Source organism: Shewanella sp. VB17 (assembly GCF_013248905.1).
GTDB lineage: Bacteria > Pseudomonadota > Gammaproteobacteria > Enterobacterales > Shewanellaceae > Shewanella.
In genome coordinates this window covers 4013318-4036735 of record NZ_JABRVS010000001.1, presented here as the reverse complement: position 1 = coordinate 4036735, position 23418 = coordinate 4013318, and the positions used below count along the sequence as shown (strand labels likewise).

Below are 23418 nucleotides of genomic sequence, written 5' to 3'. Positions count from 1 at the left end.
TGAATTGTGAAAAGAGTCCTCATGCTTGCAGCCGAAAATGGCAGTATTACTGGTGGTAAAGTGGGCGGTATGGCTGATGTGATAAGGGATCTACCGCAAGCCTTAAAGGGGCAGGAAGTACTCGCTGATGTGATCATGCCAAGTTATGGTTATTTAGCGGCTTCAGCTGGTGCACATTGGGTGAAAGAGATATCGGTTCCTTTTGCTGGTGGCGAATATCGGGTAGGTTTGTATTTAAGTGACCATCCAGATGTGGCAGGTGTTAAACTTTATTTCTTAGCACATCCTTGTTTTGTGTCGTCTGATAGCGGAACACAAAAAATATATTCTTCAGGCTGTGCTGATCGACCTTTTGCCGAAGATGCCAGTAAATTTGCCCTATTTTGTCAAAGTGTCGCCGTGGCTTTAGTGGAGCAAGCTATTCCTTTACCGGATCTTATGCATCTTCATGATTGGCATTCAGGATTATTTGCTTTATTGCGAGCCTATGTTCCTAAATTTAGTATTTTAAAATCAATTCCTTGCGTATTCACCATACATAATTTAGCACTGCAGGGGATACGGCCTTTATGTGGTGATCCTTCTTCATTAGAGGCTTGGTATCCAGAATTAGTAGCGCAATTGGATCTGTCACAACGTGCCTTGATTATTGATCCTCGTTACCCCAATTGTGTAAACCCAATGCGAGTCGGTATTAACTTGTGTGATCGAGTCCATCTCGTTTCGCCCAGTTATGTCGATGAAGTACTGTTACCATCTGATTATGAGGCAGGTTTTTTTGGTGGCGAGGGATTGGAAGCTGATTTAATCTGTAAGCGTGATGAACAAGCATTAGTGGGGATTTTAAACGGGTGCTTTTACTCTGCTGAGTTCGCTGAGCTGAATGTTGGTGATACTGACGTATATAGCCATAATCGATTGAAATATGAGCACACCTTTACTCAAATAGAATCCACATTAGTGAGTTGGCAAGGTGGGCGAGAGACGGTATCAAGTTGGGATCAGGTCGCCTTGACACGATTAAATGCACGCTGGCGAGATCTGGCTAACAACATTATGCCCAGTTGCTTACTGACTTCAGTTGGTCGATTGACGGATCAAAAAATGTTGATTTTACGACAAAAAATCAATAATGAAACCGTACTAGAAATAATGTTAAAGCGTTTCAGAGCGCTTGAACCTAATGGATTGTTCGTGTTGCTTGGCAGTGGTGATAGCGAGATTGCAAGAGAGTTTCTTGCTATTGCAGTTAATCATAGTCATTTTATTTTTCTTAATGGTTATCATGAACAAGTGTCTGAATTTTTATATAAGGCAGGAGATCTGTTTATTATGCCTAGTTCCTTTGAACCTTGCGGGATAAGTCAGTTATTATCTATGCGTGAAGGTCAGCTTTGTTTGGTTCATGGGATTGGTGGGCTTAAAGATACTGTGATCAATAATGAGACGGGCTATGTTTTTAATGGCGATACGCTTGTGGCACAAGGAGAAGATTTTTTGAGTCGTTTCAGTGTTGCTATATCTGAAAAGGGGACGGATAAGTGGCAGCAGATGCAGTCGTTGGCTAAAGCACAGCGCTTTGATTGGTCAAGTTCTGCCAGAGATTATGTTAGGCAACTTTATCAATTTTACCGTTAGTACTTTGTCATCGAGTTTGATTGTTACTTATGATTAGGGTCTGTTTATCTGCAAAATGGTAATTAGGACAACAGACCCTAGGTGGCAACAAATGTGTATTAATGAGTTGTGAAGGTATTTAATGCAGTGTCCGATGGCTAAACCTTAAATGTTTGGCATCTTTAATTAGGCGAATAAAATCGTCTCTGTTGATGCGCAGCAGGCTATTATGATCGCCTGCTTCTAAATACAGTTCTTTGGATTGGATGAGCAGATCATCATAAACGGCTTCTATGTTATAGGCATTGCCAAGGGGAGGGATCGCTCCTTTCTCGCAATCGTTGAACATTGTGTAGACATCTTGCTCATTAATAAGGTGCAGATCTCGATTTAATTTTTCTCCTAGTGATCCTAAGCTTATTTTGTGATTAGCCAATAATACAGCCATCATTTTTCGACCTTCGTGATCTTCTAAGATAACGGCTTTGGCTATTTGAGCGGGTGAAATTTTTGCTGCCTCTGCTGAGCTAATAGAACTTGAACTATGTGGGTGGGGGATGAGATCATAGCTGACCTCATTATGGTGCAAATATTCGTTTAAACGTATAGATATAGTCATTGTGTAACCTCATAAAGACATTATGACCCATCAATTATAGTCGCTTTGGCTTTATTACTCCTCTTAATCATCATAAATAGTCTATTTTATGGTAAAAAATCTTAGGTGCTAGCGTGTGCGTAGTGATTTACTTTTTCATTGATTTTGATGATTTTTTGGCAGTATAAAGTGTCGTCAGTCATGGCTTATGAAGAGCAGAGAAAACAATTTATACATAAAAATGACTTTTATAGCATGGGGTTACATTGTCAAAAATAGACAGCTAAAGTAGTAGGCCGTCATCAATCTCATGATATTGTGCAACCGAATCGATTAAGGATTTAGCTGTCAATCCTGGTACACCATAGGCTTGGGTCTCAACACCATATTTTTGATATATTTTCAGCATTAATACATCGAAATCTCCATCTCCTGAAAGTAAGATGATACTGTCGACTTCGCTGGCTGCTTCCATGATATCGATGGTGATCCCTACGTCCCAATCTCCCTTTGCGCTGCCATCAGCTCGCTGGATAAAAGGTTTCAGTTTGACATCAAAACCTATGTGTTTAAGTGCATCTTGAAACTTCAATTGGCCATCATCTCCTTTATGTATGGCATACGCGGTTGCTGAGATAATGTCACCTTCATGATGAATATGTTGCCAGAGTTTTCGATAGTTAAATTGACGGCCGTAAGCTTGGCGGCAAGTGTAATAAATATTTTGAACATCGACAAAAATGGCGATTTTTTTCACGTTAACCCCTTGATAGATTTAATGACAATAGCACCATACATCAGAGTGCCGTTGGAATGAAGTGTTATCATTAGAGCTGAATGTTCTCGCTTACATTTTTTTAAACCCCATTAGACATAAAGGTTTATGTTTACGTTGATGCTTGATAAATAATTGAGCAATGTCATTGGGTGGGGTTTGCAATGGATTAAATCCATGTTGCTGATAAAAGGAAACGAGATGAGGCAGCGCAAACAGAAAAGCGTGTTCATCGTTCAATTCATTAATGATGGCATTCATTAATGAATGTCCTAAACCTTGACCTCGAAAGCTTGGATGAACCAGCATCCCAGTGATTAAGGTGTCTCTCCCGATTGGGCGAAGTCTAATGGCAGCGATGACTTCGGTGTGGGGTTCGGTTTTATTGGAGTCTGACTCGGATAAAAAAACGGCAAGCCGTTCTTTTTTTGTCAGTCGAGCATAAGGCATAAATTGCTTGTAAAAAGAATAAGCTTGCGCGCGCTTATTGATGGGAAGCCAATGAAGGTCCACAGTATTACTCGTTTAATCTGATTGTTGAATGATGTTATCAAAATTGATTGCTTCTATCATGGGTTATTGTATTAGCCTTTAACCTTGCACCACATATTAACGATTTGGTTGATTGTTATTTTTAAGTCTTACTTTGTTACTGATTGGTTTTTATTCATGACTTATTACAAGTTATCTGTCAAATATAGGCTTTATTTTGCTTAGCTTTACACAGCTTTACCCTATAAAGGATAATTTTTATCTAAAATAATCCCCATTACTCATCGTATGAACTGATAAAGATATTTTTACATGAAAAAAAGCCTGATTGTTATTCCTTTTATTACATTGGTCATATTAATGGCCTTATTAAGTGGTTTGTTTGAAACAAAGACCACAGTGGATAAGGAGTCACGTGGGCCGCGTGTTGTTCCCGTAGTGACAGGAATGGTGGCGCAACATCTGCTCTCGCAAACGATATCACTCATTGGTAAATTAGCGGCGGATAAATCCGTGTTTATTGCATCTGAAGTAGCGGGCAAAATAAAGGCGATTCAGGTAGCGGCAGATCAAGAAATTCAAGCTGGCCAAATACTCATTCAATTAGAAGATGCGCGTTCTCAAGCGAGTATGTCCGAAGCAAACGCTTACCTTAATGATGAAAAACGTAAGTTAATAGAATTTAAAAAGTTAATTACTAAAAATGCCATTACTCAAACCGAAATAGATGCACAGCAAGCCAGTGTTGATATTGCTGTTGCACGTTTGGCTGCAGCTAAGGCTGAGCTTGATTTTCATTATATTAAAGCTCCGTTTACAGGTACAGCAGGTTTGTTGGATTTCAGTCTAGGAAAAATGGTTGCGATAGGCAGTGAATTATTAACGTTAGATGATCTTTCATCGATGAGGCTTGATTTACAAGTGCCAGAGAATTACCTGTCTCAATTAAATGTTGGTATGACAGTCAGTGCGATAAATAGTGCATGGCCCTCAGAGGTGTTTACTGGTTTGGTGGTGGCAATTGATCCGCGTATTAATCAGGAGACATTAAGCTTAAAAGTCAGAGTTAATTTTGATAATCATAATAATAAGCTTAAACCTGGGATGTTGATGTCAGCAAGATTAGATTTTCCTGCAGTGTCTGAGCCTGTTATCCCTGTTCAGGCTATCGAATATTCGGGCACTAAGCGTTTTGTATACGTGATCGGTGAAGATGAGTTAGCGACCCGGACTCAAGTGATATTAGGGGCTAGAATTAAAGATGAAGTGGTGATCTCTGAAGGTGTCGATGTGGGGCAGAAGATCGTGGTTCAAGGATTGGTTAATATGCGTGATGGTCTTAAAGTTAATGATCTTTCAGTGATGAATACAGAGAGGATGAAGACCAAAATAATTGGGGATAAGGGAGATGAAAGTTAATGTTACTCTCTGATATTTCGGTTAAACGTCCTGTTGTTGCTATTGTGTTAAGTCTACTGCTGTGTGTATTTGGTTTAGTTTCATTCTCCAAGCTTGCTGTCCGTGAGATGCCGGACATTGAAAGTCCTGTGGTAACGATTATGACCAATTATGAGGGGGCTTCAGCAACCATCATGGAGAGTCAAATTACCAAAGTGTTAGAAGATGAACTCACTGGGATAAGTGGCATCGATGAGATAACTTCAGTGACTCGTAACGGTATGTCGAACATCACGATTACGTTCACCCTTGATTGGGATTTGACTGAAGGAGTGAGCGATGTTCGCGACGCGGTTGCCAGAGCTCAGCGTCGGCTTCCTGATGAAGCTGACGATCCGATTGTCTCTAAAGATAATGGTTCTGGAGAGCCTTCACTCTATATTAATTTAAGTTCTTCCGTGATGGACAGGACTCAGCTGACTGATTATGCCCAACGAGTATTAGAAGATAGGTTCAGCCTGATTACTGGTGTGAGTTCAGTGAACATCTCTGGTGGTTTATACAAGGTGATGTATGTCCAGCTCAAACCAGAGCTAATGGCAGGCCGAAACGTAACGACGGCAGACATCATTGCGAGTTTAAATAAAGAAAATGTGGAAACACCTGGTGGAGAAGTACGCAACGATACCACAGTCATGACCGTTCGTACTGCACGTTTGTACCAAAATCCTGAAGATTTTGATTATTTAGTGGTGAAAACTGCGAGCGATGGAACGCCTGTTTACCTTAAAGATATTGCTTCGGTGTTTATTGGGGCAGAGAACGAAAATTCCACGTTTAAGAGTAATGGTGAGCTTAATTTGAGTTTAGGCATTATCGCTCAGTCTGATGCTAACCCTTTACTTGTCGCTAAAGCGGCTCACGAAGAAGTTAATCGTATTCAACAATTTTTGCCTGAAGGTACACAACTCGTCGTTGATTATGATTCGACTGTGTTTATCGACCGCTCAATTACTGAAGTCTATAACACCTTGTTTATTACTGGTGGATTAGTTGTGCTGGTGCTGTACATTTTTATCGGGCAGGTGAGGGCTACGCTGATTCCTGCTGTGACGGTACCAGTTTCTCTTATTTCAGCTTTTATTGCCGCCAATATTTTCGGTTTTTCCATCAATTTACTAACGTTAATGGCGCTTATTTTATCAATTGGTCTCGTGGTCGATGATGCCATTGTGGTGGTGGAAAATATCTTTCATCATTTGGAGAAAGGAGAGGGACCATTGCTGGCTGCCTATAAAGGTACCCGTGAAGTTGGCTTTGCAGTGGTAGCCACAACGGCTGTATTAGTGATGGTGTTTTTACCTATCTCGTTTATGGAGGGTATGGTTGGACGATTATTTACCGAATTTTCGGTGATGTTGGCTATGTCAGTGATTTTCTCATCAATTATCGCCTTAACCTTAACGCCAGTGCTGAGCAGTAAATTACTTAAAGCCAATGTAAAACCTAACTGTTTTAATTTGTGGATAAATCAACAGTTTGAACGATTGGACAAGGTGTATCGTATGGTGCTGGTTAAGGTGATGCGTTTTCGTGTCGCAGCCCCCTTTATTATTATGTTGTGTATGCTAGGCAGTGGACTGCTGATGCAAAATGTCCCGTCTCAGTTAGCCCCACAAGAAGATCGCGGGGTTATTTTTGCGTTTGTTAAGGGAGCGGAAGGTACCAGTTATAATCGCATGAACGCAAATATGAATATTGTCGAACAGAGGTTGATCCCATTGTTAGGTCAAGGTGTGATTAAGTCTTTTAGTATTGAGGCTCCAGCTTTTGGTGGTAATGCAGGCGATCAGACAGGCTTTGTGATCATGCAACTTGAAAGCTGGGAAGACAGAAACATCAATGCTCAGCAAGCATTAGGTGTGGTTGGTAAAGCATTGCAAGATATCCCAGATGTGATGGTGCGCCCTATGTTACCTGGTTTTAGAGGGCAGTCGAGCGAGCCGGTGCAGTTTGTGATTGGTGGCTCTGATTATACCGAGCTGTTTAAGTGGGCTGAGGTGCTGCAAGAGGAAGCGATTCTTAGTCCTATGCTAACAGGGGTGGATCTTGATTACGCTGAAACGACACCAGAGTTAGTTGTCAGTGTTAATCGCGAACGTGCAGCAGAGCTTGGGATCAGCGTAGCTGAGATATCTGAAACTTTAGAGGTAATGTTAGGTGGCCGTAAAGAGACGACGTTTGTTGAGCGCGGTGAGGAATACGATGTTTACCTAAGAGGTGATGAAGATAATTTTAATAGTGTGGCCGACTTAAGCCAGATTTATATGCGTTCAGCCAAAGGTGAGCTTATCACATTGGATTCAGTCACTCATACCGAAGAAGTGGCTTCTGCCAATAAGCTTAGCCATACCAATAAGCAAAAATCCATCACTTTGGCAGCAAACTTAGTGGAAGGATATACTCTAGGTGAAGCGCTTAATTTCTTAGATGCTAAGGCTATTGAGATATTACCTAGTGATATTTCAGTGAGTTATACTGGAGAATCAAAAGATTTTAAAGAAAACCAAAGTAGCGTGTTAATGGTATTTGGTTTAGCTTTGTTGGTGGCTTATTTGGTGCTCGCCGCACAATTTGAGAGCTTTATTAATCCCATGGTGGTGATGTTTACTGTTCCTATGGGGGTATTGGGTGGGTTTCTTGGTCTCTATTTAACAGGTCAAGGGCTGAATATTTATAGTCAAATTGGCATGATTATGCTGATTGGTATGGTGACTAAAAATGGTATTTTGATTGTTGAATTTGCCAATCAATTAAGGGACAGAGGCACCGAACTTGAGCAGGCCATTATTGATGCATCAGCCCGTCGGTTACGCCCTATCTTAATGACGGCATTCACGACATTAGTAGGTGCTGTGCCTTTGATTTTGTCAACGGGAGCGGGGTCTGAGAGTCGTATTGCGGTAGGGACAGTGGTCTTTTTTGGAATGGCATTTGCTACGTTTGTGACTTTGTTGGTTATTCCTGCTATGTACCGTTTAATCTCTGGTAATACTCATTCCCCTGGATTTGTCGAAGCCAAACTTGCTGAAGCAATAGCGGCACAGCATCCATCTCAGTGATAGTTTTATCATAGAAAAAGCCTGTAACTCGAGTGTACAGGCTTTTATATAGCGATAAGGTTGGGTTTAGGTTAAGAGCTAGTTCATTCGTTTGTACTTAAGGCGATGAGGTTCAACCACGTCTGTGCCCATTGTTTCTTTTAACCAAGCTGAATATTCGGTGTAATTACCTTCATAAAAGTTCACTTTACCTTCATCACGGTAATCGAGAATATGAGTAGCGATTCTATCTAGAAACCAACGGTCATGAGAGATGACCATGGCACAACCTGGAAACTCGAGTAAGGCTTCCTCTAATGCTCGCAATGTTTCAACGTCTAAGTCGTTGGTAGGCTCATCGAGTAATAACAGATTGCCGCCAGCTTGCAATAACTTAGCTAAATGGACGCGATTACGTTCACCTCCAGATAGACTACCAATGATTTTTTGTTGATCGCCACCACGGAAATTAAATCGGCCGACATAAGCGCGGCTTGGGATCTCAGTGTTGTTGATGCGCATAATATCTTGCCCACCAGAGATCTCTTGCCATACAGTGTTTTTGTCGTTCATTGAATCCCGGAATTGCTCAACGGAGGCGATTTGTACACTTTCACCAATGTCGACACTGCCACTATCAGGTTGCTCATCGCCAGATATCATTTTAAATAAGGTTGATTTACCCGCGCCGTTTGCACCAATAATACCTACAATGGCACCTTTAGGTACGGTGAAACTTAAGTCATCGATCAGTACGCGATCCCCATAAGATTTAGTTAGGTTTTTTATCTCAACGACCTTATCACCTAAACGTGGTCCCGGAGGAATAAAGAGCTCGTTGGTTTCGTTACGTTTTTGATAGTCGTTAGTATTAAGCTCTTCGAAGCGAGCCATACGAGCTTTACCTTTAGATTGACGACCTTTTGCCCCTTGGCGTACCCATTCAAGTTCTTTTTGGATGGTTTTTTGACGTGCACTTTGAGTTGCAGACTCTTGGGTTAGGCGAGCATCTTTTTGTTCGAGCCAAGAGGAGTAGTTGCCTTCCCATGGGATGCCTTCACCACGGTCAAGTTCTAAAATCCAACCTGCGGCATTATCTAAGAAATATCTATCGTGAGTAATGGCGACAACGGTCCCCGTATAATCTTGTAAAAAACGCTCAAGCCAAGCCACTGATTCTGCATCTAAGTGGTTAGTAGGCTCATCAAGCAACAGCATGTCTGGCTTTTCTAATAGTAAACGACAGATAGCGACACGACGACGTTCACCACCAGAAAGAATGGCAATTTTTTCATCCCAATCAGGTAAACGCAGTGCGTTTGCTGCACGTTCTAAGACGTTATCTAGGTTGTGTGCATCTTGAGATTGAATGATGGCTTCTAGTTGGCCTTGTTCTTTGGCTAATGCATCAAAATCTGCGTCAGGTTCAGCATATAATGCATAGACTTCATCTAATCGTGTGAGGGCATTTTTTGCCTCAGAAACGGCTTCTTCAACCGCTTCTCTGACAGTTTGGTTTTCATCTAGTTTAGGTTCTTGGGGTAAATAACCTATTTTCAAATCTTGCATTGGGCGAGCTTCACCCTCAATTTCAGTATCAATACCGGCCATAATACGCAGTAAAGTTGATTTACCTGAGCCATTGAGACCTAAAACACCAATTTTTGCACCGGGGAAAAAACTTAAAGAAATATCTTTCAGGATCTGCTTTTTCGGTGGAACAATTTTACCCACCCTAAGCATGCTATAAACAAATTGAGCCATGATTGTGTTCTTCTTTGATAAAACAATGTCAGTGATTCTACTCGATAAAATAGGCAAGCTAAACAGAGATAAACAGTTTTAGCTTAGATAGTTAAGCAAGCAATAAACACCTCTTTATTCTATATGAGTGATGATCACGTTTAAAATTGAAAAAAGTGTTTTCTAAAATGGCTATTAAAGTAACACGTTATGAATTTTATAAAGTAAAACAGATGTGAATATTACGTACAGTCCCTATTGGGTGTGAGTATGGACATTACTCAGGTTGAACAGTAAATAATTTCATGTTCCAAAGATTGTGATTGTAGTCAAATGCGCTGTAGAATATGGGCTAACCCTACTATAAGAATTTACAGCTGGAGTCAGTAATGCTGAAAAAAGAGATGAATATCGCGGATTTTGATCCACAACTGTTTCAAGCGATTCAAGATGAGACTCGTCGTCAAGAAGAGCATATTGAACTTATTGCTTCAGAAAATTACACCAGTCCACGTGTACTTGAAGCACAAGGTTCTCAGCTGACGAACAAATACGCGGAAGGTTACCCTGGGAAGCGTTATTACGGTGGTTGTGAACATGTTGATATTGCTGAGGAATTAGCAATATCACGTGCAAAAGAACTCTTTGGTGCTACTTACGCAAACGTGCAACCTCATTCAGGCTCACAAGCTAATGCAGCTGTTTTTATGGCACTCCTTGAAGGTGGCGATACTGTGCTAGGCATGAGCTTAGCGCATGGTGGTCATTTGACTCACGGTTCTCATGTGAGCTTTTCTGGCAAATTGTATCATGCAGTTCAATATGGCATTGACGAAACAACAGGCAAAATAGATTATGCCGAAGTTGAGCGTTTGGCGATTGAGCATAAACCTAAAATGGTCATTGCCGGTTTTAGTGCGTATTCAGGGATTATTGATTGGGGCAAATTTCGTGAGATAGCAGATAAAGTTGGTGCTTACCTATTTGTCGATATGGCACATGTTGCAGGCCTTGTGGCTGCAGGCATTTATCCCAACCCATTGCCACATGCTCATGTCGTTACCACGACCACTCATAAAACGCTTGCGGGCCCACGTGGTGGTTTGATATTGTCGGCAATTGACGATGAAGCCATTTATAAAAAGCTTAATTCAGCGGTATTCCCTGGTGGTCAAGGGGGGCCTTTGATGCACGTTATTGCTGCTAAAGCGGTCGCATTTAAAGAAGCATTAGAGCCTGAATTTACTGCGTATCAGGAGCAAGTTGTTGTTAATGCTAAAGCAATGGCTAACGCGTTTATTGAGCGTGGTTATGATGTCGTTTCGGGTGGTACTGATAACCACTTATTTTTGCTTGATCTCATTGCTAAAGATATCACAGGTAAAGATGCCGATGCAGCCTTGGGCTTGGCGAACATCACTGTTAACAAAAATTCAGTGCCTAATGATCCTCGCTCACCATTTGTGACCTCTGGTCTGCGTATTGGCTCTCCGGCTATCACTCGCCGTGGTTTTAAAGAAGCACAGGCGATTGAATTAACTAACTGGATGTGTGATGTATTAGATGATATTAGTAATGAAGCGACCATAGAGCGTGTTAAGCAGCAGGTTCTTGAATTGTGTGCTAAGTTTCCTGTTTATGGTTAACCTTAAAGGTTAAATCAGGTAAACTTCGATGGCCGCTTTTTAGCGGTCATTTTTGTATCTGATGATTAACTTTGAGTGTCTTGATACTCTGGTGTAAAATTGTCACCTATAAGAATTTGGTTTTATTGTTATTATTATCAGCTGGAGGTTCAATGCATTGTCCATTTTGCAGCGCAACAGAGACTAAGGTGATCGATTCTCGCTTAGTGGCTGATGGTCATCAAGTTAGGCGTCGCCGTGAGTGTGCTGAGTGTCATGAAAGATTTACCACCTTTGAGGGCGCAGAATTAGCGATGCCTCGGGTGATAAAACAAGATGGCAGTCGTCAACCTTTTGATGAAGATAAATTGCGGGGTGGTATGCTCAGAGCAGTGGAAAAACGTCCAGTATCGATGGATCAAATTGAACAATCTTTGACAAAAATTAAATCAATGCTGCGTGCTACGGGTGAACGAGAAATTAAGTCTGAAATGATAGGCAACTTGATGATGGATCAGTTAGTAAATCTTGATAAAGTGGCTTATATTCGTTTTGCCTCCGTGTATCGTGCATTTGAAGATGTGTGTGAGTTTGGTGATGCTATCGCAAAACTGCAAAAGTAAATGAATTTATTGAAAATGTGTATTAGTCCAAGGTTAGTGCATTATGTGGTCTGTAGAAGATATTGAAATGATGAGCCGTGCGATCAAATTGGCGCGTAAAGGACGCTATACTACTCGTCCAAACCCATGTGTTGGTTGTGTGATAAGTAAAGATGGTCAGCTTATCGGTGAAGGTTTTCATATTAAGGCTGGTGGCCCTCATGCTGAGGTTCATGCGTTGGAGATGGCCAGTCATGGCTCGAAACTGAGTATTAAAGGCGCCACAGTGTATGTGACTTTAGAGCCATGTAGTCATTATGGCCGTACACCGCCTTGTGCTGAAGCACTTATCAAACAGGGGATCAGCCGAGTTGTTGTTGCGGTGCAAGATCCAAATCCACAAGTGTCAGGACGTGGTATTGCTATGCTTAAAGATGCGGGCATTCAGGTCGATGTGGGTTTGCTTTGTGATGAGGCTAGCTTGATAAATGTTGGTTTTATGAAGCGAATGAAGCTTGGGTTACCTTGGATCACGGTTAAATTAGCCGCGAGTCTTGATGGTAAAACGGCGTTATCAAATGGGGTTTCTAAATGGATCACTGGCCCTGATGCCCGCCGTGATGTACAGCGATTACGCGCTCGTCATTGCGCCCTCATTACCGGTGTTGAAACGGTATTAGCCGATAACCCATCGCTTAATGTACGTCACAACGAATTAGGTTATCTGAGCCATACACTGTCAGCACGTGAACTGCATCAGCCTCTACGCGTTGTGCTTGATAGCCGTGCTCGTTTAACGCATTCACCAAAGCTTTTTTCTATTACAGATCCGATCCTGTTAGTATCATGCGTAGATTATCCTGTATCTGAACAAGCTCATTGGCCATCTCATGTTAGCCAGATAACATTGTCAGCTGATGCGTCAGGACGAGTTAGCTTAAATGAACTATTTGAATACCTTGGTAAAAGTTGTAATGCGGTGCTTATTGAAGCTGGTGCAACTTTAGCTGGGAGCGTGATAGCACAAGGTTATGCCGATGAGTTAATCCTGTACCAAGCGATGAAAATTTTAGGCTCTGCTGGGCGCAATTTACTCACGATGGCAGATCACCAAGTGATGTCTGATGTGCCGAAGATAACTCTCATTGATGAACGTAAAGTTGGGGTAGATACCCGCTTAACATTAGCTATAAGGTCGTAATTATGTTTACTGGAATTATTGAATCAGTAGGTTCGCTGCGTAAAATAGAACGCCGTGGTGATGATATACGCCTTAGCGTCGCGAGCGGTAAGCTAGATCTGAGTGATGTACGTCTTGGTGATAGTATTGCTACTCATGGCGTATGCCTTACCGTTGTGGCGTGCATGAATGATGGTTATGTTGCTGACATATCAGCAGAAACGGTTAGCTTAACAGGTTTCTCTCATTATCAGGTTGGCGATAAAGTTAACCTTGAGAAGGCGGTAACACCCACTACTCGCCTTGGTGGCCATATGGTCAGTGGTCATGTGGATGGTGTGGCGCGTGTCGATGACAGGCAGTATCGTGGTAAGGCGATTGAATTTTGGCTAACAGCGCCTGCTCATTTAGCGCGTTATATTGCCCATAAAGGTTCAATCACGATTGATGGTGTGAGCTTGACGGTCAATGAAGTGAGTGGTAACCGTTTTAGATTGACGATTGTTCCTCATACTGCAGGTGAAACGACGTTAGTTGATTTGAAAATGGGTGATACCGTCAATATTGAAGTTGATCTTATTGCCCGTCACTTAGAACGCTTAATGAATTATGACAGCGACAAGCCTGACGTGCCTGAGTCAACGGTCACCATGGATCTGTTAGCTCGCTCAGGTTTTTTACGTTAGTGATGAACAACAGAAATGAAACTATTTATATTAGTAATAAAAATTAAGGCCTTATAATGTCGTTACACAGTATAGAAGATATCATCGAAGATATTCGCCTAGGCAAAATGGTTATTTTGATGGACGATGAAGACAGAGAAAATGAAGGTGATCTGATCATGGCTGCCAACATGGTGACGGCAGAAGCGATCAATTTCATGGCTAAATTTGGTCGGGGGTTAATTTGTCAGACACTCACTCAAGCTCGTTGTCAGCAGTTACATTTACCATTAATGGTAAAGGATAATAACGCCCAATTTTCGACTAATTTTACTGTTTCTATTGAAGCAGCAGAAGGAGTCACTACGGGGATTTCAGCTCAAGATCGTGCTGTTACTGTGCTTGCGGCTGTAGGCAAAGATGCTAAGCCGACAGATATTGTTCAACCTGGTCACATTTTTCCGTTAATGGCTAAAGAAGGCGGTGTGCTTATTCGTGCTGGTCACACTGAAGCTGGATGCGATTTAGCGCGTCTAGCAGGGTTTGAAGCATCCTCTGTTATTGTTGAAATTCTCAATGATGATGGCACTATGGCTCGTCGTCCTGATCTAGAGGTCTTTGCCAAGGAGCATGGGCTTAAAATGGGTACGATTGCAGATTTAATTGAATACCGAAACACCCAAGAGACGACAGTTGTTCGTGAAGCTCAGTGTAAGTTGCCAACACGCTTCGGCGAGTTTGATATGGTAACTTTTAGGGATACTATTGATAATCAATTACATTATGTTCTTGTCAAAGGTGAAGTGAAAGAACAGGTATTAGTGCGGGTTCATTTGCAAAATACTTTTAATGATTTACTTCACTCTGAGCGTGATCAGCAGCGTAGCTGGCCGTTAGAGAAAGCAATGGAACGCATTGCTGATGAAGGAGGGGTACTTGTTTTACTGGGTAACCTAGAACATAGCAGCGATATTTTAGCTAAAGTGAAAGCGTTTGAACTTGAAGACAGTGGGCAGTCTGTTGCTGCTGTTAAATGGAAAGGAAGTTCTCGTCTCGTGGGAGTCGGTTCACAGATCCTAGCGAGTCTGGGGGTGACTAAAATGCGTTTATTGAGCTCACCAAAGCGTTATCATTCACTTTCTGGTTTTGGCTTAGAAGTAACAGAGTATATTTCAAAATAGTATCTGTGAAGATGAGAAGCCTAGTTCATGTCAGCACTGATGTAATAAGGACAATATTGTTGTTTCGATATGCTTGTGCTGCCATGTTCATCTGCTTTTTCATCAGCATCCTAAAGCAGTCTTTAATATTTTAACGAGGATGCGTAAATTAAAAAGGATGGTCTACCATTATCCAACTATTTGTCGATTCATCTGAATGTGCGACGTCGAACCGAATCACTATCCCTGCCATTAATGCCCTTAATGAAACCCCATAGTCCATTTTAAGATCTGAGAATAATGTGTTGACAGTATATTCAGGTGAGACTCTACCTGCTTCAACAAAACCCACAATTTGAAACCAATTAAGTTTTAGAAATTTAAGCCAATTCACATCCTCTATCGGATTATATTTTAGGGTATAGCGGTACTCAGCAGTGGTATAGATAGCGGCTTTATCATGGAAACGATTTTGATCAAAACCCCGCATACGATAAAACCCTCCTAAGGTTGCTCCTTCGTTATAGGGAGCATTGTTAACCACCTTTCTGCCACCAATATTGTCGTATTCTATTTCCCAAGAAGGTGAGTATCCAGTCCAAAAATTAAGTGCTACAATTCGTTGACTGGCATAAGCAGACTCTCCAAGTGAAAAATATTTACTCATGTCGAGATTCATAAAGGTCCATTTATTATCTGAGTCTAACCATGCTGCGTCATTTGAAATTGAAAAATACTGGCTACTTCCCTTTGATGGGTTGACTGAAAAATCGGTGTTGTCATATAAAATACCCAACTCTATGGCATGAATGGTGCCATCGAGCTCTTCATTAGCGAATTCGAAACTTTGGTAACGATTAAATTGGCGCAATACTGCCACGGTTGCACCACTTTTAAGAGGATTCCATTCTTTACCTCCACTAGGTTCTGAAATTAATAAGCCATTTTTGAGCCTATATTCGACCATGCCTTTATCTCTAGTGGCCCCGATTGGCAGAGCATATTCAAATTTCACATCAAACCAGTTTGATGAGCCATCGGCTTCTAAAAATTGTAAGTTGGAGGAATCGTTACTGCCCGGAAGTGGTGTGCCTGCAGGAATAAACGATTGTCTATTACCTGTGTACGCACGTTGTTCGGGGTAATAACCTAAAAAGCCATAAGTACTTAGAAAGAAGCGTTCAGTCTTTGGCAATTTAAAATTCCAAACCCCAAGGCCTACTCCTCTACTCACGTCGCCGCCAAATACCGTCCCTCCAAGGGTCATTTGCTTTTGGTAATAGCCACTTAACATGCCACCTACACCCACATTGAGTCCCATGGAATCACTACTGAATATATAAGGTAAAATGAGTTTTTCTTTTATATTGTTGGTTGTCTCTGTTCTATCGATTGAGGTTTTTACATTGGCAGCAGGAGCAGAAAATGCAGTAGTTGGTGTTAATAGACTCATAAAAGCAATAATGCTGATAAGGGTGATAGCGTCCATGTTGTTCATTGTATTTCCCTTAGACTTCACGTAAAGATTGCCGACTCTAACGATGGCTAATTGATGATGGTTTCTGTTAGTTTTCTGGTGCTGAGAGTGTTATTCGGTATTTTTCACAAATAATTTTAGGATATTTTGGCGTGAAATCCAGCTGGGGGGTTACATGTAAGTCAAAGGTGCTGCTTTTTTGCGTCAGCATACTGGAATATAAACATGTTGTTTGATTTTAATTGAAAAATTCGAGGGACGTTACAATAATATAATTGGTAAGCTCAATCATTGACTATTATCTTTGTCTGTAACAAAGAAAAGTAAACTATGATCAAACTACCTATCTAACTTAGTGAATACTCACAAATGTGGCGAATAATCCATCAGATTAATTTGATTTTTTTATTATTTATGTTTCACATAGTGGCGCAAGCTAATGAGAAAAATATTACCCTATCGTTTTTTATCGATCCTGATACCAACATCCATATGAAATGGAGCGAATTAATTTATTCAGAGGCACTGACTCGGCTTAACATCAAATTTTCATATATTGTTTTGCCTGCTATCAGAGCTAGCTTAATGGCCGATTTAGGGAAAATAGACGGTGAAATTGTGAGGGGAGAAACCTATGGTGATGAACACCCTAATTTGATAAGGATAGAAGAACCCATCACCGTTGTTAATTTGAGTGCTTTTGCTCATGACTCAACGATTAGCCTTAGTTCTTGGGAAGCTGTTAAGAACAGCCACTATAAAATTGAATATTATCGTGGCCAACATTTGGCAGGCCAACGGTTGTCTCAATACGTGAGTGCTGACAGGTTGACTAATTCATCGAGCCCAACCCAATCTTTGCGCAAATTACTCAGAGGACGAATAGATGTTTATATTGGTACAGAACAAATAGCGACGGGACTATTAGCCACTCCTGAATTTATCGATAGTGACATAAAAATGCTTACTCGCTTAGAAAGTATATCCGCTTATGGTTACCTGAATAAGCGCCACAGCGATCTTGCCATTACGTTGGCTGATGTGTTTAAACAAATGAAATCTGAAGGTAAATTTGATGCATATTATCATCAAGCACAGCAATATATAGAGGCCAAATCAAAATAAATGAACCATTTAGCGGAAAAGGATTTTTTGCCGTACTTTGAATTCGCTCGCTATAGGCATATAAATGATAGCAGTTTGCTTAATCCGTCAATATCTCTTTTTCAACATCAGCGGATTTGCTGGCCATAGATGTGCTGCAAATCTTTTACAATGAAGCCTTTATATTATGATGATTAATTGTAAATGTGGTCTATAAACATTGAGAACCATAAATCTAAATATAAGAAGTGGTTGTAGACTATAAACCATTCTATCTGTTTGCGGCAGAACCTGAGCCTGTGCTATCATGCCGCCTCTTCCGTGCCCGTGCCGGTAAAATTAGCTAATTTAGGTAAGATAAATGAACATAGTTCAAGGTAATATCGAGTCGAAAAATGCAAAGGTTGCTATTGTAGTATCACGTTTTAATAGTTTTCTTGTTGAAAGTTTACTTGACGGTGCGGTCGATACACTGAAACGCTTTGGTCAAGTCATTGATGAGAATATTACAGTGGTTCGGGTACCAGGAGCCGTTGAATTGCCATTAGCTGCACGTCGTGTGGCTGCTAGCGGTAAATTTGATGGTATAATTGCATTAGGTGCAGTTATCCGTGGCGGTACGCCACACTTTGATTTTGTTGCAGATGGATGTAATAAGGGATTGGCTCAGATTGCACTTGAGTTTGACGTTCCTGTTGCATTCGGTGTGTTAACTACAGATACCATAGAGCAAGCAATTGAACGCTCAGGTACTAAAGCAGGTAATAAGGGTGGCGAAGCTGCACTTAGTCTGCTTGAAATGGTTAACGTATTGCAAGAACTAGAACAGCAGTTGCAAGATTAGGAATAAAAATGAAGCCTTCTGAGCGCCGCAAGGCCCGCCGTTTAGCCGTTCAAGCCATCTATTCTTGGCAGTTAAGTGGAAATAATATTGCTGATGTTGAGCATGAGTTTCTTACAGAGCAAAAGATTGATGGTATCGATGTTGCTTACTTCCGTGAGCTACTATCGGGAACAGCGACAAAACAGGCTCAAATAGATGAAAAAATTATACCCCATATTGAGCGTCCTTTTGATGAGGTCTCTCCTATTGAGAAAGCCGTGTTAAGATTGGCAACCTATGAATTGACATTTCGTCGTGATGTGCCTTATAAAGTGGCCATTAACGAAGCTATCGAATTAGCGAAAGCGTTTGGCGCTGAAGATGGCCATAAGTTTGTAAACGGTATTCTCGATAAAATCGTAGGTCGTAAGTAATATTAAAAATGGCACCTTAGCAGGGTGCCATTTTTTGTGTCTGCTCCATCAATTTCGCTGCTTAGATGTTTAATAAAGATCTTCATTATGTTTACTCATCATTATTACATGAGCTCGATTGACATGTGTTCATTTCATCCAACGAATGAGTGTTTATTTCTGTGAAAGAATTCCAATTAATAGAACATTTTTTTACTAAGCAAGCCATATCAGGCCATGATGTAGAGCTTGGTATTGGCGATGATTGTGCTTTAGTGATCCCAGCAGCAAATAAAGCCATTGCTATTTCCTGTGACACTTTAGTCGAGAATGTTCATTTTTATCCGGATATTCCGCCTAAAGCCTTAGGCTATAAATCACTGGCTGTTAATCTTTCTGATTTGGCTTCTATGGGAGCTGAGCCGGCATGGATGACATTGGCGTTAACGTTACCCGATGTCGATGAAGAGTGGCTTACAAGTTATAGTTCAGGTTTATTTGAAGCGGCAGAATATTATAATATAGCCCTTGTTGGGGGGGACACGACTCGTGGGCCGCGCTCTATTACGGTGACAGTTAATGGTCAAGTACCAATAGGAACGGCACTGACACGAAGTGGTGCAAAAAATGGCGATTGGATTTATGTGACGGGAACATTGGGAGACTCTGCATTGGGTTTAGATGTGATCCGTGGTAGTCAGCAAGTGGCTGTAGAGCATCAATCTTATTTGGTTGGTCGTCATTACTACCCGACGCCTAGGGTATTGGCTGGACTTGCTTTACGTACACTGGCCTCTAGTGCTATTGATTTATCTGATGGCTTGTATAGTGATATACAACATTTGTTACGACAATCAGTGGTCAGTGCGATTATTGATGTTGATCTTTTACCACTATCGGATCCCTTGAAGTCTTCTGTTACTGATGAAGAAGCATTGAGCTATGCACTAACTGGGGGTGAGGATTACGAGTTACTTTTTACTGTGCCAGAAGCGCAAAAGGGAGCACTGGAAATAGCGTTAGCCAATACCGGGGTTTCGTTTACTCAGATCGGACAGATAAGCTCAGGTGACAAATTGAAGTTGATACGAAACGGTCAGCCTTATACTCCCATTAATATTGGATTTGAACATTTTTCCTGATGAATTTTATTTCTAAAGATAACGTACTGACTCGTTTATCCATGGCTAACCCTATTCATTTCTTAGCCCTTGGTTTTGGCTCAGGAATGATGGCGAAAGCGCCTGGTACCTTTGGTACACTGGCAGCCATTCCTCTTTATCTCTTGATGGCACCTTTGACTATTCAATGGTATTTGGGGTTGACCTTACTGAGTGTGATTGGTGGGGTCTATATCTGTGGAAAAGCTGCTAAAGATATGGGAGTGCATGATCATGGAGCCATTGTTTGGGATGAAGTGGCTGGTTTATTGATCACCATGATAGCGGCGCCCGCTGGTTGGCCTTGGTTGCTGGTCGGTTTTGGTTTATTTAGATTCTTTGATATCCTTAAACCTTGGCCTATTTGTTGGTTGGATGCCAAAGTTAAAGGTGGATTTGGGATCATGATTGATGATGTATTAGCGGGGGGATTTTCTTTCGTTTGTCTGCAAGGGTTAGCTTATTATTTGAACTGATCGAGTAGGTTATTATATCCACCGAAAAGCTCAAGATGCCGATGCTTAGCCGGCTTAGAACACAGGCAGATTTAACCTTAAAGTGCATAAGAATTTAGGCTGCTAACTCATCTATATGTGAATAGATAAGGCTATCTCCTTTTAAAGGTGATAGCCTTATCTCATTTATGGTGCAGTAATACAGTTAGCCCAAGTTATCCCATCAGTGCTACACTCCTTCACTGTGGTACCATTGTCTTGTAGAGTCCTTTTTTCCCATTGAATCGCATTGTTCTTATCACCAGCATGTTCTTTATCGATGGTGATATTGTCAAACCACATGCGCTTTCGCCAGTAATTTATATCGGTTAGTACTTCATCATCCCAGTTTCTGGGTAATAAATTTAAGTGAGTAATCAGTTCAGCTGCGTTGAGCATATCGGCTTTATTTTCTACATTTACCCAATTAGGTAAAGACTTAAATTCAGCTTGTGTTTCCCTAAAATTAAATTCAGCGAAGTAATTTTTATCTGCTTCAGCAAAGGAAATTCGATACGTACGATCTAAAGGTGTTTCAAGACTGTATTTACAGTCTGCAATCGTATCTGAGTAGGTATAAGCTGGGGAATTGCTCAATTCATACTCGAGTTTATCTTGTGTGAAACTCACTATCTCAATAGCCGAGCAACGATAAGTACCATCGATATTATAATAAGCATCTTCACGGATACCTAATTCCCCTTTTAAGGCTTGATCACCCCAAGGCTTATCAAGCCGAACTAAGTCAGTGAGGACAATGTCGACATCTAATATGTTATCTTTTAGTTTTACTTCTTTAGCAGTATAACCAGTAGGAGTAAAAATAACGGTATTACGGTACCAGGCATTATCAAAGTTAAGATCTCTATCTTTACCCTTGTCTTGATAGGTAACCACACGAACTTCTATTGCATCGGCGAACTGAACTTGTAATTTTATTTTATGCGCGTATGAGGCTTTAAGTCCGATAACAATAGATTGAGCGAACTCATATGCTTCAGTATTATCATCGGCGATAAAATCGGCAAAAATTTGTTCCTTTGAAATATTCTTATAATGGTCGGTTAAATTTTCTATTAAAGAATTAATATCATTCTGAAGAGTTGTTTGTAGTTGTACGTTTTGTTTTAAGTCCTCACAGGTTAAATGTGGTCTATTAGCCGATTCTGAGGTGTTTCCAAGCTGTTGCCATATGATAGATGTCAATGGTGTAATATGACGGATGTCACCATCGGTTAATGGTGTAATAGAAGGAGGAAAGGCCATTTGGTAGGCTTCAATCACTTCACCACTGTCTTCATCGATAGCGCCAATTGGCACATCGACATACATGGCTGCATAAGGCACACAATCGGCTTGGGTTTGTGTGAATTCGAATGCATAATTACCAGCAGTACCTGATAGGGTTCTTGGTTCATCAGCTTCTAAAATCCTATTACCATTGATGTCCAGCCAGACTGTCGCCCCGGATACATAACCGTCGATCACCTTGCCTGACAGCTTCATCGTCGCTTCGACTACAGGTGCAGGTGTAACAGGTGCGGGTGTAACAGGTGCGGGTGTAACAGGTGCGGGTGTAACAGGTGCGGGTGTAACAGGTGCGGGTGTAACAGGTGCTGTAGCAGAATCTGAGCCACCGCCGCATGCGGTGAGTGCGATAGCCATACTGGTTGACACTAGCCATTTTTTTTTCATCGTTTTCATGTAATATCCTTGTTACATTTAGGTTTTGTCGTTGCTACTTAGGGTCATAATTATTATGTTTTTTAATTATCTGAGTGGTCGAGTTAGCTTATATGGCAAAAGGAGGTAAATTGAAGATAAAGTGATGGCTTGTACTTTAAAAATCATTAACTTTAACTGTAATGTTAATCTATTCTCGTCCATGTTTACCTGCGGACTTATCCTTAACCACTTCAAATACACCCACATAACTACAGCGACATCCTACATATCACAGTGATAAAAGTAAATAATAAGTAATTAATGTGTTCCATTGTCAGTTCTTGTTGTTTGATGTTGCGGTTAAAGTTGTAATGTTGAGGCGGGCTGAGCTAGAAGGTGTCGACTTTGTCTTGTTGATAATATTATCGTTATTTCGATGAAGATTACTGCATCACCGCCCTAATGGTCAGGGCGGTTGTGTAGGATTAAGTTAATTGATGCCGCAGATAGCAATATTAATCGGATCACCGTCGAATATTCTTTTAGCCGGACCGACATAATTGAGTTCTTGTTTGAGAAGTACGTAGGTTTTTCCTGCCGATTTTTTGATATCCAATACTCTGAATTGTGTGTTTGGCCTAAATAAGACTTCAGCTTCACCTTTAATTCCTTGGAAGCGAGAAAATAAAGCAATATTTTTCCCCGTTTTGCCTTCAATACGAAAAACAACGCCAGCGTTATCTGAAGAGGCTAGAGCGAAGCTCTTAGGATATTCTTTAGAAGAAGAGGTCGACATAAATAAATTGTTGCTGACTACATCATTAGCAATAATCTTAGTTCCGAATACTCCTTTTGGTGCGATGATGCCCCGATAGGTAATTTCTTCAAAATCGGGTAATTTAGATAACGCCATATCCAAATCTTGTGCTTGTACATTCACAAAATGATCTATATTCACGCCTTGTTTTAAGTAATTGTTAAATAAGGTCTGGTTACGTGTATAGGTTCTGATAGTGGTGTATTCATCATTATTGACTAAAGACAATACTCCTTGAGTATCAGCTTGATGGACCAAGGTCATATGTGCAACCTGCCTTTCAAGAAAGGCGGCTGAGCGGGATGTTTTTTTTGTCAAATCTGCAAAAATATCCGCATAGTCTCCAGGTTGAGCTAGGACACTAAAGCTGAGTATTAAGCCTAATAGTAAGGAAAACGTTTTAAATTGGGCCAGTTTAGATAAACTGCTGTTCAATGGGGGGGGTATCTTTGTGTTTGTTAAATTTAAATTACGCTTTTTCATTATATTGCTCTTAAATTATTTATTGC

20 protein-coding genes are annotated in these 23418 nt (G+C 40.9%); 13 read left to right on the top strand and 7 right to left on the bottom strand.

The window, feature by feature from the left end:
* Positions 1 to 21 precede the first annotated feature (21 nt).
* On the top strand, positions 22 to 1638 hold the full coding sequence (locus HQQ94_RS17440) for a glycogen synthase (protein ID WP_173296699.1): 1617 nt from the start codon (positions 22 to 24) through the stop codon (positions 1636 to 1638).
* 118 nt (positions 1639 to 1756) lie between these two features.
* Here the strand turns inward: HQQ94_RS17440 and HQQ94_RS17435 are convergent, their stop codons facing one another.
* The 3 genes from HQQ94_RS17435 to HQQ94_RS17425 form a co-directional block, all read right to left on the bottom strand.
* Positions 1757 to 2236 (bottom strand): YbaK/EbsC family protein, encoded by a 480-nt coding sequence (locus HQQ94_RS17435; RefSeq protein WP_173295608.1) that lies wholly within the window; start codon positions 2234 to 2236, stop codon positions 1757 to 1759.
* Positions 2237 to 2498: 262 nt separating this feature from the next.
* Positions 2499 to 2972 (bottom strand): NYN domain-containing protein, encoded by a 474-nt coding sequence (locus HQQ94_RS17430; RefSeq protein ID WP_173295607.1) that lies wholly within the window; start codon positions 2970 to 2972, stop codon positions 2499 to 2501.
* A gap of 90 nt (positions 2973 to 3062) precedes the next feature.
* Positions 3063 to 3503: a GNAT family N-acetyltransferase gene (locus tag HQQ94_RS17425; protein WP_309247257.1), complete on the bottom strand. Its 441-nt coding sequence runs from the start codon at positions 3501 to 3503 to the stop codon at positions 3063 to 3065.
* Positions 3504 to 3794: 291 nt separating this feature from the next.
* Between HQQ94_RS17425 and HQQ94_RS17420 the strand changes: the two genes are divergently transcribed.
* A complete protein-coding gene (locus HQQ94_RS17420; protein ID WP_173295606.1) occupies positions 3795 to 4901 on the top strand; it encodes an efflux RND transporter periplasmic adaptor subunit in 1107 nt (368 codons plus the stop codon).
* Positions 4901 to 8002 carry a multidrug efflux RND transporter permease subunit gene (locus HQQ94_RS17415; RefSeq protein WP_173295605.1) on the top strand — a complete coding sequence of 1034 codons (3102 nt, stop codon included), beginning with the start codon at positions 4901 to 4903 and terminating at the stop codon, positions 8000 to 8002. The genes HQQ94_RS17420 and HQQ94_RS17415 overlap by 1 nt, the downstream gene beginning before the upstream one ends.
* A 78-nt stretch (positions 8003 to 8080) precedes the next feature.
* Here HQQ94_RS17415 and ettA read toward each other — a convergent pair whose 3' ends face one another.
* Positions 8081 to 9745: an energy-dependent translational throttle protein EttA gene (ettA, locus tag HQQ94_RS17410; RefSeq protein ID WP_173295604.1), complete on the bottom strand. Its 1665-nt coding sequence runs from the start codon at positions 9743 to 9745 to the stop codon at positions 8081 to 8083.
* Positions 9746 to 10113: 368 nt separating this feature from the next.
* Between ettA and glyA the strand changes: the two genes are divergently transcribed.
* The 5 genes from glyA to ribBA all read left to right on the top strand — a co-directional run bounded on the left by glyA (position 10114) and on the right by ribBA (position 14977).
* On the top strand, positions 10114 to 11370 hold the full coding sequence (gene glyA, locus HQQ94_RS17405; RefSeq protein WP_173295603.1) for a serine hydroxymethyltransferase: 1257 nt from the start codon (positions 10114 to 10116) through the stop codon (positions 11368 to 11370).
* Positions 11371 to 11522: 152 nt separating this feature from the next.
* Positions 11523 to 11972, top strand: coding sequence for a transcriptional regulator NrdR (gene nrdR / locus HQQ94_RS17400; protein ID WP_173295602.1), 450 nt, complete (start codon positions 11523 to 11525; stop codon positions 11970 to 11972).
* A gap of 43 nt (positions 11973 to 12015) precedes the next feature.
* The gene (gene ribD, locus HQQ94_RS17395) at positions 12016 to 13152 is read left to right on the top strand and encodes a bifunctional diaminohydroxyphosphoribosylaminopyrimidine deaminase/5-amino-6-(5-phosphoribosylamino)uracil reductase RibD (RefSeq protein ID WP_173295601.1); all 1137 of its coding nucleotides are present in this window, start codon (positions 12016 to 12018) and stop codon (positions 13150 to 13152) included.
* 2 nt (positions 13153 to 13154) lie between these two features.
* Positions 13155 to 13817 (top strand): riboflavin synthase, encoded by a 663-nt coding sequence (locus tag HQQ94_RS17390; protein ID WP_173295600.1) that lies wholly within the window; start codon positions 13155 to 13157, stop codon positions 13815 to 13817.
* 56 nt (positions 13818 to 13873) lie between these two features.
* The gene (gene ribBA / locus HQQ94_RS17385; RefSeq protein ID WP_173295599.1) at positions 13874 to 14977 is read left to right on the top strand and encodes a bifunctional 3,4-dihydroxy-2-butanone-4-phosphate synthase/GTP cyclohydrolase II; all 1104 of its coding nucleotides are present in this window, start codon (positions 13874 to 13876) and stop codon (positions 14975 to 14977) included.
* Between the two features lie 148 nt (positions 14978 to 15125).
* On the opposite strand, the gene HQQ94_RS17380 is transcribed toward ribBA, so the two are convergent.
* Entirely contained in the window at positions 15126 to 16454 is a 1329-nt protein-coding gene (locus HQQ94_RS17380) for a BamA/TamA family outer membrane protein (protein ID WP_254304089.1), read from the bottom strand.
* A gap of 405 nt (positions 16455 to 16859) precedes the next feature.
* Here HQQ94_RS17380 and HQQ94_RS17375 point away from each other — a divergent pair, with 405 nt between their 5' ends.
* The 5 genes from HQQ94_RS17375 to HQQ94_RS17355 all read left to right on the top strand — a co-directional run bounded on the left by HQQ94_RS17375 (position 16860) and on the right by HQQ94_RS17355 (position 20409).
* Positions 16860 to 17558 (top strand): ABC transporter substrate-binding protein, encoded by a 699-nt coding sequence (locus tag HQQ94_RS17375; RefSeq protein WP_173295598.1) that lies wholly within the window; start codon positions 16860 to 16862, stop codon positions 17556 to 17558.
* A gap of 340 nt (positions 17559 to 17898) precedes the next feature.
* Complete coding sequence (ribE, locus tag HQQ94_RS17370; RefSeq protein ID WP_173295597.1) at positions 17899 to 18381, top strand: 6,7-dimethyl-8-ribityllumazine synthase; 483 nt, start codon at positions 17899 to 17901, stop codon at positions 18379 to 18381.
* 8 nt (positions 18382 to 18389) lie between these two features.
* Positions 18390 to 18794 (top strand): transcription antitermination factor NusB, encoded by a 405-nt coding sequence (gene nusB / locus HQQ94_RS17365; RefSeq protein WP_173295596.1) that lies wholly within the window; start codon positions 18390 to 18392, stop codon positions 18792 to 18794.
* Between the two features lie 161 nt (positions 18795 to 18955).
* The gene (thiL, locus tag HQQ94_RS17360) at positions 18956 to 19915 is read left to right on the top strand and encodes a thiamine-phosphate kinase (protein WP_173295595.1); all 960 of its coding nucleotides are present in this window, start codon (positions 18956 to 18958) and stop codon (positions 19913 to 19915) included.
* Positions 19915 to 20409, top strand: a complete 495-nt coding sequence (locus HQQ94_RS17355) for a phosphatidylglycerophosphatase A (RefSeq protein ID WP_173295594.1) — start codon at positions 19915 to 19917, stop codon at positions 20407 to 20409. Before thiL ends, HQQ94_RS17355 begins: the two co-directional genes overlap by 1 nt.
* Positions 20410 to 20574: 165 nt before the next feature.
* Here HQQ94_RS17355 and HQQ94_RS17350 read toward each other — a convergent pair whose 3' ends face one another.
* A complete protein-coding gene (locus HQQ94_RS17350; RefSeq protein ID WP_173295593.1) occupies positions 20575 to 22131 on the bottom strand; it encodes a hypothetical protein in 1557 nt (518 codons plus the stop codon).
* Positions 22132 to 22582: 451 nt separating this feature from the next.
* Entirely contained in the window at positions 22583 to 23392 is an 810-nt protein-coding gene (locus tag HQQ94_RS17345; RefSeq protein ID WP_173295592.1) for an ADP-ribosyltransferase, read from the bottom strand.
* Positions 23393 to 23418 lie beyond the last annotated feature (26 nt).